Here is a 13461-nt window from a genome sequence, read left to right on the forward strand (position 1 = left end):
TGTCGTGTCGAGAGCGTCTCAGGCCGGCTCGAGCGCGCGGGCGATTTCCGCCTGCACGGCGCGGGCAGCGGCCGCGGGATCGGGCGAGGCGACGATCGGGCGGCCGACCACGAGATGGTCGGCGCCATTGCGGATGGCGGCGAAGGGCGTGGCGACGCGCTTCTGGTCGCCGGTGGCGGCGCCGTCCGGGCGCACGCCGGGCGTGACGATGGCGCCCCTGGGGCCGAGCGCGGCGCGCACGCTCTGGGCATCGGTTGGCGCGCAAACGATGCCGTCTATGCCGATCTCGCGCGCCTGCGCGACACGGCGCGCTACGGTCTCGCTGACGCTGGCGGCATAGCCCGCCTCGACGAGGTCCGTCTCGTCATAGGAGGTGAGCACGGTGACGGCGAGGATGCGCAGCGGGCTGGCGCCCTTGCCTTCCATCGCCGCGCGCATGGTCTGGGGATAGGCGTGCACGGTGGCGAAGCTGGCGCCGAGCGCGGCGAGGCTGGCGACGCCGCGCGCCACGGTGTTGCCGATGTCGTGCAGCTTGAAGTCGATGAACACCTTCTTGCGCGCGGCGATCAGCTCGCGGGCGAAGCCGAGACCGCCGGCGAAGCCGAGCTCATAGCCGATCTTGTAGAAGGTGACGGAGTCGCCGAGGCGCGCCACCAGGCTCTCGGCCGCGCCGACCGACGGAAGGTCGAGCGCCACGATGAGCCTGTCCTTCGGGTCGGGTATCGGCACACTCATCGGCGAGGCTCTCCGCGGCATTCAGGCGCGCAGACCTGCCCTGAGCGCCGCCTGCTCGATAAGCGTAGAGAGCAGCGCACGCAACCTCTGCTGCGCGCGTTCATCCTTCAGATCGCCATTCTCGGCGAAGGCGCCGGCCGCGCCCGCCAGCATCGCCTGCTCCGCCAGCACCAGCGCACCGAGACCGAGCGCCAGCACCTGGCGCAGCATCATCGAGGCGCGGTAGCCGCCGAGCGCGCCCGGCGAGGTCGAGCCGATGGCGAAGACCGGCTTCTTGAAGGGGTCGCCCTCGCCTTTCGCGCGGCTCGCCCAGTCGATGGCGTTCTTCAGGAGCGGCGGCACGCCGGCATTGTATTCCGGGGTGACGATGAACACGCCATCGGCCATCACCAACTGGTCGCGCAGATGCTGCGCCGGCACCGGCACGCCGTCGGACGCCTCAAGGTCGGCGTCGTAGATCGGCAGAGGATAGTCGGCCAGCGAAATCAGCACCGGCTCGCAGGCGAGCAGCGAGAGCTCCCTGGCCGCCAGCGCGGCATAGGCTGCGGAGTAGGAGCCGGTCCGGATCGACCCGGCGAAGGTGAGGATTCTTGGCGCGCGCATTCCGCTCTCCGCTGCAAGGCGAGCCACGCGGCCCGGTTATGTCCCCTATCTAGGCCGCCGGGCGCGCGGCGCCAGATGCGGCGCCTGCCGGCTGCGACGATCAGGCGGCGGCGCGCTGTTCGCGCGAGCGATAGACCCAGACGCGGGCCGGCGGCAGATTGGCCCAGACGCGCGGGCTGACATGGGCCTCGAAGCGCGCCGGTTGCAGCGGCATGGGCGAGACCACCGCATAGGTGAACTGGATGAAGGGCGCGCGTGGGCGCGACAGCTCGAATGCCTGGTCGAGCAGCCCGTTGCGCTCCTCGACCGGCCGGGTGAACAGCGGCAGGCTCGACACCACCGCGGTCGCCGGCAGGTCGACCAGGCCGTCCAGCGTCGCCTTCATCGCATAGGCATCGCCGCGAATGACGGTGGCGCGCGGAAAGCGGGCCTTGAGCAGGTTGCAGAATTCCGGATTGTACTCGATCAGCACCAGCCGCTCCTCAGCGATGCCGCGCTTGAGCAGCGCCGCCGTCACCGGCCCGGTGCCGGGCCCAAGCTCGATGACCGGCCCGTCCTGGTTCGGATCCACGTAATTCGCCATGGTCCGGGCCAAAGCGCGCCCCGAGGGCGAGACCGCTCCGGTACGCAGCGGGTTTTGCAGCCAGGACTGGAGGAAGCGAACTTCGTCAGGACGGGCCTTGCCGTCGCTGTGGCAGGATTTCGAAGCGAACGCCTTGGAAGCACGGGAGAGGGAGCGTTGGAGCATGCCACGAATGTTCCGATAAGCCGGGTAGGTCGGCCGCGAGGGGAGCGGTGCGGATCAGGCCAGACGAAGCTTAGAGCCAAATCCGTTCACCTCGAATCGCCCCTGCGTTTCAAGGTGAACGATGAATCCGTCTCTCTTTAAATATTAGAGCACAATGCACCGAACGGATTGAAACAGTTGCTGTTTCCAGCCGCCCGGATCGCACTCTAGAGGGCTTATCGAAACATGTTAAGCCCCCCTGATGACGCCCCGATTACGCGCGCATGAACCTATTCGGCGTCGCCGGCGAAGAAATCCCGCACCTTGGCGAAGAAGCCGCTGGATTCGGGATGCGTCTCCTTTGAACATTCCGCATCGAATTCGGCGAGAAGTTCACGTTGCCGGCGCGTCAGGTTCTGCGGGGTCTCGACAACGACCTGCACATACATGTCGCCGCGGTTGCGGGTGCGCAGCACCGGCATGCCCTTGCCGGCGAGGCGGAAGCGCTTGCCCGACTGCGACCCCTCGGGGACTTTCACCTTGGTGGTGTCGCCGTCGATGGTCGGCACCTCGAAGGTACCGCCGAGCGCGGCCGTGACCATGGAAATCGGCGCGCGGCAGAACAGGTCGGCGCCGTCGCGCTGGAAGAACTCGTGCGGGGCGAGCGACAGGAAGATGTAGAGGTCGCCCGGCGGGCCGCCGCGCACCCCGGCTTCGCCCTCATTGGCGAGGCGGATGCGCGTGCCGTCCTCGACACCGGCGGGAATGGCGACTTCCAGCGTGCGCTCGCGGGTGGTGCGGCCGGCGCCGGCGCAGGCCGGGCAGGGATCCTCGATCACCTGGCCGCGGCCCTGGCAGGTCGGGCAGGTACGCTCCAGCGTGAAGAAACCCTGCGCCTGGCGGATGCGCCCCGACCCGGAGCAGGTGCGGCAGCTGGTCGGCTGGGTGCCGGCCTTGGCACCGGTGCCCGAGCAGGTTTCGCAGACGATGGAGGTCGGCAGGCGCACGGTCGCCGCCTTGCCGGAGAACGCCTCCTCCAGCGTGATGTCCATGTTGTAACGCAGGTCCGCCCCGCGCTCGCGCCCGCCGCGGCCACCGCCGCCGCCGCGCCGCTGGCCGCCCATGCCGAACAGGTCGTCGAAGATGTCGGAGAAGGTCGACGCGAAGTCGTTGCCGAAGCCCGCCCCCGCGCCGCCCCCGCCCATGCCGCCATCGAAGGCCGCATGGCCGAAACGGTCATAGGCCGCGCGCCGCTGCGGGTCCTTGAGGATGTCGTAGGCCTCGCTGATCTCCTTGAAGCGCGCTTCCGCCTCGGCATTGCCGGGGTTCTTGTCGGGGTGCCACTTCATGGCCAGCTTGCGATAGGAGCTCTTCAGCTCGCCGTCGCTGCAGGTCTTGGTGACTTCGAGGAGTTCGTAATAGTCGGTCTTGGACATGAGCAGAGAGGCCTGGGCGGATGGACCGTCGCACGGTTGGACCCGGACGGCGCCTCACATCGAGACGCGCACGGCCCACGGCAGCGGCAGCATGCAGGATTCCTGCCGTGAACGGCACGGCGAGGCCCGCAGCCCACTACTGCCAGACAGAACTCCGCCCCCGGAACGGATCCCGGGGGCGGCGCGAAATCGTCGAGCCGATCAGGCCGACTTCTTCTTGTCGTCGTCGACCTCGGTGAACTCCGCGTCGACCACATCGTCCTTCGGCGCGGAGCCGGCATCGCCCTCGCCCTGCTGCGCGGCGTACATCGCCTCGCCGAGCTTCAGGCTGGCCTGCGCCAGCGTGTTGGTCTTGGTGGTGATCGCCTCGGCGTCATCACCCTCGATCGCGGACTTCAGCTCGGCGAGCGCGGTCTCGATCGCCGCCTTCTCCGGCGCGCCGACCTTGTCGCCGTGCTCGGAGAGCGCCTTCTCGGTCGAGTGGATCAGCGCCTCGGCGTGGTTCTTTGCTTCCACCGCCGCACGACGCTTCTTGTCCTCCTCGGCATGCGCCTCGGCATCCTTCACCATCTTGTCGATGTCGGTCTCGGACAGGCCGCCCGAAGCCTGGATGCGGATCTGCTGCTCCTTGCCGGTGCCCTTGTCCTTGGCCGACACGTTGACCAGGCCATTGGCGTCGATATCGAAGGCGACCTCGATCTGCGGCACGCCACGCGGCGCCGGAGGAATGCCCACGAGGTCGAACTGGCCGAGGATCTTGTTGTCCGCCGCCATTTCGCGCTCGCCCTGGAACACGCGGATGGTGACCGCGGTCTGGCCGTCCTCGGCGGTGGAGAAGGTCTGGCTCTTCTTGGTCGGGATGGTGGTGTTGCGGTCGATCAGGCGCGTGAACACGCCGCCCAGCGTCTCGATGCCGAGCGAAAGCGGGGTCACGTCGAGCAGCAGCACGTCCTTCACGTCGCCCTGGAGCACGCCGGCCTGGATGGCGGCGCCGATGGCGACCACTTCATCCGGGTTGACGCCCTTGTGGGGCTCCTTGCCGAAGAACTGCTTCACCACTTCCTGCACCTTGGGCATCCGGGTCATGCCGCCGACGAGCACGACCTCGTCGATCTGCCCGGCGGTCAGGCCGGCATCCTTGAGCGCCTTCTTGCACGGCTCGACGGTGCGCTGGATGAGGTCATCGACCAGCGCCTCGAACTTGGCGCGGGTGAGCTTCAGCGTGAGATGCTTCGGGCCAGTGGCATCGGCGGTGATGAAGGGCAGGTTGATCTCGGTCTGCGTCGCGGAGGACAGCTCGATCTTGGCCTTCTCGGCCGCTTCCTTCAGGCGCTGAAGGGCGAGCTTGTCGTTGCGCAGGTCGATGCCCTGCTCCTTCTTGAACTCGTCGGCGAGATAGCCGACGAGGCGCATGTCGAAATCCTCGCCGCCGAGGAAGGTGTCGCCATTGGTGGACTTCACCTCGAACACGCCGTCGCCGATCTCCAGCACCGACACGTCGAAGGTGCCGCCGCCGAGGTCATAGACCGCGATGGTGCCGGCCTGCTTCTTGTCGAGGCCGTAGGCGAGCGCCGCCGCCGTCGGCTCGTTGATGATGCGCAGCACTTCGAGGCCGGCGATCTTGCCGGCGTCCTTGGTGGCCTGGCGCTGGGCGTCGTTGAAATAGGCCGGAACGGTGATGACGGCCTGCGTCACCTTCGCGCCGAGATACGACTCCGCGGTCTCCTTCATCTTCTGCAGCGTGAAGGCGGAGATCTGCGAGGGCGAATACTTCTTGCCGTCGGCCTCGACCCAGGCGTCGCCATTGTCGGCGCGCACGATCTGGTAGGGCACCAGCCCCTTGTCCTTGGCCACGGTCGGATCGTCGTAGCGGCGGCCGATCAGGCGCTTCACCGCGAAGAAGGTGCGCTCGGGGTTCGTCACCGCCTGGCGCTTGGCCGGCTGGCCGACGAGGCGCTCGCCATCTTCGGTGAAGGCGACGATGGAGGGCGTGGTGCGCGCACCTTCCGCGTTCTCGATCACCTTCGGCGTGGTGCCTTCCATGACCGCGACGCAGCTGTTGGTCGTGCCGAGGTCGATGCCGATAACTTTAGACATATTGCTCTCCTTCTGGCAGGCCGGCCGGGCCTTCGTGAAGCACCCGGAGAGGGATGGAGCGGGCTCGCGCCTCGCCGTCCCCCCGGATCGGCCCCCAAACAATAGGGTACGACGCTATCCGCGCCGTTCGTGGCCGATATAGGGGGCTGCCGTTTCCGCCGCAAGAAGGTGCGTCGGGTGAAAATCAAGCGCCTGCGCGCAATGCGTGCCGTCCGTTCAGGCGGGGATGGTGCCGAACGCGCGGAAGCGGGCGGCAAGCGCCTTCAGCACCGGGATCTGGTCGTCCAGCTCGCGCCAGTGGCGCGGTTCCAGTTCCATGATGGCGATGGCGCCCTCGCGCGGCTGCACCGCCCCGACCACGGCGTCCCAGTCGATGCCGCCCCAGCCGATCGGCAGGTGCAGGTCACCCTCGCCCAGCGCTACCGCCTCGGCGGGATGATAGGTCCACAATTCGCTCGGACGGCCGAAGGAATCGTGCAGGTGGAAATGCGCGACATGGGGCGCCAGCGCCGCAATCTCGGCGATCGGGTCGATGCGCGCATCGGTGCAGCGGATGAAAGCATGGCTGACGTCGAGCGTCGCCTTGACCGCCGCGTGGTCGATAGCGGCGAGTTCCCCCGCCAGCTTGGATGGCGTCGCCGTCTCGCGCGCGCCGCCATAGCGGAAGATGTTCTCGACGCAGAGCGTGACGCCGAGCGAGGCGGCATGGTCGCCGGCACGGTCCAGCGCGTCGCGCTGGCGCGAATAGGCCACCTCGACATCGTCGTCGGGCGCGCGCACCACACCGGTGTGCATGACGAGGTGCTGCGCGCCGAGCGCGGCGGTGAGCTCGATATTGGCGGCCAGCAGCTTCTCGTGGCGGGCGAGGCGCTCGGGGATGTCCATCAGGTTGATGGCGAGCGTGCCGTGCACGGTGTAGCCGAGCTTGCGGCCGGTGAGCGCGCGCTGGAGATCCTTCACCCGGTTCGCCAGCAGTCGCCCTTCGACCATGAGATGCCATGCATAAACCGGCAGCTCCACCACATCGACGCCGAGCGCCTCCGCCTCGTCGAGACTGGCGCCGAGATCATCGAACTCGGGACTGCCTTCGCGGATGGAATAGCCGACGGCGCGGATAGGGGAGACCGGGATGTGCATCTGCATCGTATCGTGTTTCCTTGACGGTTCGCGGTGAACAGCGAAGCGGCACGCGCCGGCATCGGCGGCGCATGCATGAGTGTGGGCGCCGCATTGGCGACGCTCCTGCGCCGCCAACATGACACGCAAATGTCCGATCGGCCTAATCCCCTAACGTCAGATTACCGCCGCGCCGTCACCTGCACGGGCTGATCCAGCCGCTCACCGCGCCTTGCGGGTCCTGCACGATGGCGATGCGCCCGACGCCCGGCACATCGAAGGGCGGCCGCAGCGCCCGGCCACCGGCGCGGGCAACTTCGACGAGGCGCGCGTCAACGTCATCCACCGCGATGTAGGAGAACCAGTGATCGGGTATGTCGGCGAATGCCGGCCCGGCCAGTTCGAAGACGCCGCCGACGCGCTGGTCGCCAAGCCTGATCACACAGTAGTCGGGCTCGCCCTCTATCGGCATGGGCTCGAACTGCCAGCCCAGCGTCGCCGCGTAGAAGGCCTTCGCCGCCTCCGGATCGTGGCTGTTCAACTCATTCCATACGAAGATACCATGTGCCGGCTCGCCAGCCATGAACGCCTCCCTTGGCCCTTGTTAACCCTCTGGATACGCTACCGCGAAAAAACGGCGGACACCGCCCTGCGCAGGGGCCGCACACAGTGCCATGTTGACGCCGTGATGGCTTGCGATGAGGCGTGAACCCTTCTAGATCGGTCCTTCAGGCGACGCCCTCTGGCGTGCCGCGGCTTTCCCGGACAATGCAACTTTATCATCATCCCTTCTGCGCACATTCGCGTCTCGTCCGTCTCGCCCTTGGCGAGATGGGGATCGAACCCGAGCTTGTCGAAGAGCGCGTGTGGGAGCGACGACCCGAATTCCTCATGCTTGATCCTGCCGGCGCCACCCCGGTGCTGGTCGAGGATGACGGCTTCGTCGTGCCGGGTGTCGACACCATCACCGAATATATCGACGAAACCCGCGGGACCGAGATGGGCGACCGCCGGCTGCTGCCGGGCGACAGCTATTCGCGTGTCGAGGTGCGGCGGCTGGCGGCGTGGTTCAACCACAAATTCTACGCCGAGGTCTCCGAGCCGCTGGTCCGCGAGAAGGTCTACAAGCGCTACATGCCGCGCGAACTCGGCGGCGGTCCGCCGGACATGGCGGTCATCCGTGCCGCGCGCGCCAATATCCGCTATCATCTGCAATATATCGGCTGGTTGCTGAAGGCGCGGAACTGGCTCGGCGGCGAGCGCATGAGCTATGCCGACCTTGCCGCCGCCGCGCATATTTCCTGCGTCGACTATCTCGGCGACGTGCCGTGGGAAGAGGATGAGGGAGCGAAGATCTGGTACGCGCGCATCAAGTCGCGTCCGGCCTTCCGGCCGCTGCTCGCGTTGAGCATGGCGGGCATGCCGCCGGCCCCGTGCTACGCGGATCTCGACTTCTGAGTCCTGAGGCGGCCAAGGCCCTCCTCTTCGCGCTCGCCCGCGAGGAAGGCTTCGACGCCATGGGCGTCGCCGCCCCGGACGCCATCCCCCAGGCCGGCCCGCGCCTCCATCAATGGATCGCGACCGGCGCCCATGGCGACATGGACTGGATGCCCGAGACCGCCGAGCGGCGCTCGTCGCCGCAACGTCTCTGGCCGGAGGTCGGCGCCGTGCTCATGCTCGGGCTGAACTACGGCCCGGACGAGGATCCCCGACGCGCGCTCTCGCAGACGAGCCGGGGCACCATCTCGGTCTATGCGCGCGGCGACGACTATCATGAACTGATCAAAGGCAAGCTCAAGCGCATCTGCTCGCGCTTCGTGCCGCGTGCGGGCGGCCAGGAAAACGTCCAAGTGAAAGTGTTCGTCGACACCGCCCCGCTGATGGAGAAGCCACTGGCGGCGGCCGCCGGGCTCGGCTGGCAGGGCAAGCACACCAACCTCGTCTCGCGCGACAAGGGCTCGTGGCTGTTCCTCGGCGCCATCGCCACCACGCTCGCCTTGCCTCCGGATGCCCCCGAGCCCGACCATTGCGGCTCCTGCCGCGCCTGCCTGGATGCCTGCCCGACCAAGGCTTTCCCCGCGCCCTACCGGATCGATGCGCGACGCTGCATCTCCTACCTCACCATCGAGCACAAAGGCCCGATCCCGCGGGAACTCAGGCCGCTGATCGGCAACCGCATCTATGGCTGCGACGACTGCCTCGCCGCCTGCCCGTGGAACAAGTTCGCCGAACGCGGCCGCGAGGCCCGCCTCGCCGCGCGGGCGGAGAACCAGGCGCCATCGCTCGGTGAATTGGCGCGATTGAACGATGCCGAATTCCGCGCCCGCTTCACCAAGAGCCCGATCAAGCGTACGGGACGCACACGCTTCCTCCGCAACGTCTTGATCGCCATCGGTAATTCCGGCGACGCTTCACTCGTTCCGGATGCGGAACGGCTGCTCGTCGAGGCCGATCCGCTGGTACGCGGCGCGGCGGTGTGGGCGCTGGCGCGCCTCCTTGATGCGGAGAGTTTCGCCCAGCTGGCCGATGCCCACGCCGGCGAGAGCGATAGGGATGTACGCGACGAATGGCGGCTTGGCGCCGGGGCGCGAAACGCGGCATGAACCTGTCCCCATGACCACACTGCTCTGCCTCGGCCTCGGCTATTGCGCCCAGCGCTTCGTCGCGCGGCATGGCGACACCTTCTCGCGCATCGTCGGCACCAGCCGGAGCGGGACGCCGCATCCGCGCGTCGAAATGATGCGCTTCACCGTCGATGCCTCGGACGACCTCATCGCCGCGGCCCGTACCGCCGACGTCATCCTTGCCTCCGCCGCGCCGGGCGAGGCGGGCGACCCGTTCCTCGGCCCGCTCGGCGCTGCCATCGGCGGCGGATCGGGGAAAGGTCCGCTCGTCTATCTCTCCACCATCGGCGTCTATGGCGACAGCGGCGGGTCGTGGATCGACGAGACGGCGCCGCTCGCCTCCACCGCACCGCGCGGCCGGCAGCGCATCGCCGCCGAACAGGCGTGGCAGGCGCTGGGGGATGCGAGCGGCCGCCCTGTCGCGGTGCTGCGGCTCGGCGGCATTTATGGCCCCGGCCGCAATGTGCTGGTCGATGTGGCGGACGGTTCGGCGCGCTGCGTCGAGCGCGCGGGCCAGGTGTTCAACCGCATCCATGTCGACGACATCGCCGACGCCATTCACGCGGCCGGCGCGGCCGGGTTCGATGGGGCGGTGAACCTGGTCGACGACGAGCCCTCGCCCTCCTGCGCGCCGGTGCGTTTCGCCGCCGGGCTGCTGGGACGGCCGGCGCCGGAGGCGGTGCCGTTCGCCGAGGCTGCCACCCGCATGTCGGCGATGGCGCTGTCGTTCTGGGCCGATAATCGCCGGGTGCGCAATGACCGGCTGCACGCGCTGCTCGGCGGCCCTCTGCGCCATCCCACCTATCGCGAGGGGCTGGCCGCGCTGTTCGCCGCCGGGGAGGGCGTTCCCGCCCACTAGCCGCGCGCGGCGCCCCCAAGCCCCGGCCCGGCATAGGCCCGCAGGAAGGAATCGACCGCGTGGCTCACCACCCGGTCGACGGTGGCAGCGTCGGGCTCGGGCGAGTCGCCGAACAGCATCGGCATGACGATGAGCGCGTGGCAGCCGACGAGGAACTGCCAGGCCGCCAGTTCGAGATCATCGATGACCAGCTCGCCACGCGCGCATTTGGCGCGCAGCCAGCCACAGAGTTGCTCGACCCCGGCATTCGGGCCGGCGGCAAGATAGGTGCGGCCGATCTCCGGCAGCTTCTCGGCGATGCCGATCACCATGCGCACCGTGGCAATATGCTCGGGGCGGATCATCGCCTGCACGTAGAGATGACCAGTGCGGGTGAGCGCCTCACGCACATCGCTCTCCACGTCCAGCGCGAAGCTCTGCTCGGCGGTCTGCCGGCACACCTCGCTCACCAGCGCGGCGAACAGATCCTCCTTGGAGGCGAAATAGAAATACAGCGTACCCTTGGACACGCCGGCCGCGCGGGCGATCTCGCCCATGCTGGCGCCGTCGAAACCGCTGGCCAGGAATACCTCACGGGCGCCGCCGAGGATCTGCCGGCGCTTTTCCGCGCTGCCGGCGACCTGGGCACCGGCCTCGCCCCCCGGAACCGTGGTGGCGTCCGATCCGGGATCGTCCGACGGATCGAGGGCGGAAGGATCGCGCGGGGAACTCATCACAAACGACGGCAGCCTGAGGGTATGAAGGACGAACCGGAACGGAACATCCGGTCCACCATGCCATGGCAAGCCTTGATTCCCAAAGGGAATATCGCCGCAACGACAAGTTTTTGACCAAACCGTTCAGTTTGGATTGATTCACCCGAGCGATTGCATTAGGACTCTGTCAGCCTCGGTTGGCAGCTCGAAGGCCCCGCAAACTTTCGAGGCGCCTGCCCCCGACGGTCGAGGGAGGAGGATTAATCCGCCCCCCAATCCTCCTCCCTCAGCTCTCGCGCCCGGTCGGCAATGGCCCGACTGCGGCTTGCCGGCCACGACATCCGGCTTTCGCGATCCTCTCCGGCCTACCGAAAGTGCCGGATGGGGAGACTCCGCTTGGCGGGATCACGCGCTCGGGTTAATGCTGCGGTGCCGGCCTTCGCCGGTTCTCGCTGTGCGAATTCGGACCGCCATGACCCGATCAGACGTTCTCGGCCTTGCGCCTCGCGCTTTTCCGCGCCCGGCACAGGAAGCGCCAGCCCGGACGAAACATGGCTAAGGTCGCGTCGGTCGGGAGCCGCTCGGTGCCCTTCGCGGCGGAGATCGCCGCGCTCGGGGTCGTGTTCGGCGACATTGGCACAAGTCCGCTCTACGCCTTCAAGCAGGGCCTGCTCGCCGTTGGCGGCCCGGCGGTGACCGACGCGGACGTGCTCGGCCTGCTCTCGCTCATCACCTGGGCGATCATTCTTTCCATCACCATCAAATATGTCTCGCTGGTGCTGCGCGCCGACAATGACGGCGAAGGTGGCATCCTGGCCCTTGTCACGCTGCTCGACCTGCACCGCAGCGCGTCCGGCCGCCGCCTATGGCTGCTGGTTGCCGGCCTCGTCGGCGCCGCCATGCTGATCGGCGACGGCGTGCTCACCCCGGCGATCTCGGTGCTGTCGGCAATCGAGGGGCTGGAGGTCATCGCGCCCGCGCTCGATCACTGGATCGTCGCCGTCACCGTGCTGGTCATCCTGCTGGTGTTCTTCTCCCAGCGCGCCGGCACCGACCGCATCGGCGCCCTTTACGGGCCGGTCATGCTGGTCTGGTTCGCCTCGCTCGGCGCACTGGGCGTCTACGGTATCGTGCAGGCGCCGCAAGTGCTGTGGGCATTCGATCCGCGCCACGGGCTGATGCTGATTGCCGATCATGCCTGGCTCGCCGGCGCCGTGCTTGGGGCCACCTTCCTCGCCATCACCGGAGGCGAGGCGCTCTACGCCGATCTCGGCCATTTCGGCCGCCCGGTCATCACCCGCGCCTGGCTGTTCGTCGCGATGCCGGCACTGCTGCTGAACTATTACGGGCAGGGCGCCAATGTGCTGGTGAATCGGGAGGCCATCCGCAACCCGTTCTACGACCTGTCGCCGGACACGTTCGACCTGCCGCTGCTGATCCTGGCCGCTGCCGCCACGGTGATCGCCTCGCAGGCCATCATCACCGGCGTGTTCTCGCTGGCCAAGCAGGCCATCGAACTCGGCTACCTGCCGCCGATGCGTATCGGCTACACCAGCGAGCACAACGACCAGCACATCTATATCGGCCGTCTCAACTGGATCATGATGCTGGCCTGCACCGCCATCGTCGTTTCCTTCGGCTCCTCCGACCGTCTAGCCTCGGCGTATGGCATCGCGGTCGCCATGGCGATGGTGGCGACCACGATCCTGTTCGTCGCCTATGTCCGGCGCAGCTGGAACTGGCCGCTGCCGGCACTGATCGGCCTTGCCGGCGGCCTCGCGGTCGTCGACGTCTCCTTCGCCGCCGCCAACCTGACCAAACTGCATGATGGCGGCTGGCTGCCGGTCGCCATCGCCAGCATCGTCCTCGTCATCATGGTTTCCTGGCGGCGCGGGCTCGAGGGTCTCGGCATCCAGCAGCGCCGCTTCACCGAGCCGCTCGACGACTTCATTACCCGCGGCAAGCCGCCGGCCTGCGCGGTGAGCCCGCGCACCGCGATCTTCCTGTCGCGCGGCAGCGCCGTGACGCCGGTGGCGCTCGGGCGCCTGTCGGACCTCCTCAACATCCAGTTCAGCAAGGCGGTCATCGTCTCGGTATGGATCGCCTCACGCCCGCGCGTGGCGGTGGACGAGCGGGTGCGCGTCACCGCCCTCGATCCTGTCCACGTCCGGGTGGATGTGCGCTTCGGCTACATGCAGCAGATCGACGTCCCCTCGGTGCTGGGACCGGCGCTCTACGCGCAGGGCATCGATCCGGACGAGGCTGTCTACGTCATCGGCCATGAGCGCATCATTCCGCCCGAAGACATACGCGGCGTGCGCGACGTGCTGGCGCATGTCTTCGCCTTCCTCGCGCGCAACGCCGAGCGTTCCGTCGACCGTTTCGGCCTGCCCCGCCCGCGCACCATCGAGATCGGCTACCCGGTCCGGCTGTGAGCCGCGCGCCGTCGCGGACGATCACGCCAGCGCGAGCGTCTAACGCTTGTCATGCCGCTGCCCATATCTGGGCAAAAGAAGCCGCCCGGCGCGTCTGGCGGCGCGGTCTGTCCGTGTCGTGCGGTAATGCGCCG

At 68.0% G+C, this 13461-nt stretch carries 12 protein-coding genes; 4 read left to right on the forward strand and 8 right to left on the reverse strand.

Annotation, left to right across the window (positions count from 1 at the left end; all coding sequences use genetic code 11):
• Positions 1-18 precede the first annotated feature (18 nt).
• From pyrF to ACO2RV_RS05145, 7 genes are all read right to left on the reverse strand, one after another.
• Positions 19-735, reverse strand: coding sequence for an orotidine-5'-phosphate decarboxylase (gene pyrF, locus ACO2RV_RS05115; RefSeq protein WP_423290488.1), 717 nt, complete (start codon positions 733-735; stop codon positions 19-21).
• A 21-nt stretch (positions 736-756) separates the two neighbouring features.
• Positions 757-1338, reverse strand: a complete 582-nt coding sequence (locus ACO2RV_RS05120; protein WP_423290490.1) for an NADPH-dependent FMN reductase — start codon at positions 1336-1338, stop codon at positions 757-759.
• Between the two features lie 100 nt (positions 1339-1438).
• Positions 1439-2086, reverse strand: coding sequence for a class I SAM-dependent methyltransferase (locus tag ACO2RV_RS05125; RefSeq protein WP_423290492.1), 648 nt, complete (start codon positions 2084-2086; stop codon positions 1439-1441).
• A 269-nt stretch (positions 2087-2355) separates the two neighbouring features.
• Positions 2356-3501, reverse strand: a complete 1146-nt coding sequence (gene dnaJ, locus ACO2RV_RS05130; protein WP_423290494.1) for a molecular chaperone DnaJ — start codon at positions 3499-3501, stop codon at positions 2356-2358.
• 201 nt (positions 3502-3702) lie between these two features.
• A complete protein-coding gene (gene dnaK / locus ACO2RV_RS05135; RefSeq protein ID WP_423290496.1) occupies positions 3703-5598 on the reverse strand; it encodes a molecular chaperone DnaK in 1896 nt (631 codons plus the stop codon).
• A gap of 216 nt (positions 5599-5814) precedes the next feature.
• Positions 5815-6741, reverse strand: coding sequence for a sugar phosphate isomerase/epimerase family protein (locus ACO2RV_RS05140; protein ID WP_423290498.1), 927 nt, complete (start codon positions 6739-6741; stop codon positions 5815-5817).
• Positions 6742-6910: 169 nt separating this feature from the next.
• Positions 6911-7297: a VOC family protein gene (locus tag ACO2RV_RS05145; RefSeq protein WP_423290500.1), complete on the reverse strand. Its 387-nt coding sequence runs from the start codon at positions 7295-7297 to the stop codon at positions 6911-6913.
• A 185-nt stretch (positions 7298-7482) separates the two neighbouring features.
• On the opposite strand from ACO2RV_RS05145, the gene ACO2RV_RS05150 reads away from it, so the two are divergent.
• From ACO2RV_RS05150 to ACO2RV_RS05160, 3 genes are read left to right on the forward strand one after another with little or no spacing between them, the layout of a single operon-like run.
• A complete protein-coding gene (locus tag ACO2RV_RS05150) occupies positions 7483-8172 on the forward strand; it encodes a glutathione S-transferase family protein (RefSeq protein ID WP_423290502.1) in 690 nt (229 codons plus the stop codon).
• A complete protein-coding gene (gene queG, locus ACO2RV_RS05155) occupies positions 8148-9317 on the forward strand; it encodes a tRNA epoxyqueuosine(34) reductase QueG (protein WP_423290504.1) in 1170 nt (389 codons plus the stop codon). The genes ACO2RV_RS05150 and queG overlap by 25 nt, the downstream gene beginning before the upstream one ends.
• Positions 9318-9327: 10 nt before the next feature.
• Positions 9328-10197: an NAD-dependent epimerase/dehydratase family protein gene (locus tag ACO2RV_RS05160; protein WP_423290506.1), complete on the forward strand. Its 870-nt coding sequence runs from the start codon at positions 9328-9330 to the stop codon at positions 10195-10197.
• Here the strand turns inward: ACO2RV_RS05160 and ACO2RV_RS05165 are convergent.
• Positions 10194-10910 carry a TetR/AcrR family transcriptional regulator gene (locus ACO2RV_RS05165; RefSeq protein ID WP_423290508.1) on the reverse strand — a complete coding sequence of 239 codons (717 nt, stop codon included), beginning with the start codon at positions 10908-10910 and terminating at the stop codon, positions 10194-10196. The two genes, ACO2RV_RS05160 and ACO2RV_RS05165, sit on opposite strands and share 4 nt — an antisense overlap.
• Before the next feature lie 533 nt (positions 10911-11443).
• Between ACO2RV_RS05165 and ACO2RV_RS05170 the strand changes: the two genes are divergently transcribed.
• Entirely contained in the window at positions 11444-13327 is a 1884-nt protein-coding gene (locus ACO2RV_RS05170) for a potassium transporter Kup (protein WP_423290510.1), read from the forward strand.
• Positions 13328-13461 lie beyond the last annotated feature (134 nt).

Origin of the sequence: Ancylobacter sp. VNQ12, assembly GCF_049445835.1 — a bacterium.
In the GTDB taxonomy this organism is placed as follows: Bacteria; Pseudomonadota; Alphaproteobacteria; order Rhizobiales; family Xanthobacteraceae; genus Ancylobacter.

Excerpts from the sequence above, each read along its gene's own strand:
- ACO2RV_RS05160 (WP_423290506.1), top strand. The coding sequence starts at position 9,328 with ATGACCACACTGCTCTGCCTCGGCCTCGGCTATTGCGCCCAGCGCTTC.
- ACO2RV_RS05165 (WP_423290508.1), bottom strand. The coding sequence starts at position 10,910 with ATGAGTTCCCCGCGCGATCCTTCCGCCCTCGATCCGTCGGACGATCCC.
- ACO2RV_RS05140 (WP_423290498.1), bottom strand. The coding sequence starts at position 6,741 with ATGCAGATGCACATCCCGGTCTCCCCTATCCGCGCCGTCGGCTATTCC.
- ACO2RV_RS05120 (WP_423290490.1), bottom strand. The coding sequence starts at position 1,338 with ATGCGCGCGCCAAGAATCCTCACCTTCGCCGGGTCGATCCGGACCGGC.
- dnaJ (WP_423290494.1), bottom strand. The coding sequence starts at position 3,501 with ATGTCCAAGACCGACTATTACGAACTCCTCGAAGTCACCAAGACCTGC.
- ACO2RV_RS05125 (WP_423290492.1), bottom strand. The coding sequence starts at position 2,086 with ATGCTCCAACGCTCCCTCTCCCGTGCTTCCAAGGCGTTCGCTTCGAAA.
- ACO2RV_RS05150 (WP_423290502.1), top strand. The coding sequence starts at position 7,483 with ATGCAACTTTATCATCATCCCTTCTGCGCACATTCGCGTCTCGTCCGT.
- dnaK (WP_423290496.1), bottom strand. The coding sequence starts at position 5,598 with ATGTCTAAAGTTATCGGCATCGACCTCGGCACGACCAACAGCTGCGTC.
- ACO2RV_RS05170 (WP_423290510.1), top strand. The coding sequence starts at position 11,444 with ATGGCTAAGGTCGCGTCGGTCGGGAGCCGCTCGGTGCCCTTCGCGGCG.
- ACO2RV_RS05145 (WP_423290500.1), bottom strand. The coding sequence starts at position 7,297 with ATGGCTGGCGAGCCGGCACATGGTATCTTCGTATGGAATGAGTTGAAC.
- pyrF (WP_423290488.1), bottom strand. The coding sequence starts at position 735 with ATGAGTGTGCCGATACCCGACCCGAAGGACAGGCTCATCGTGGCGCTC.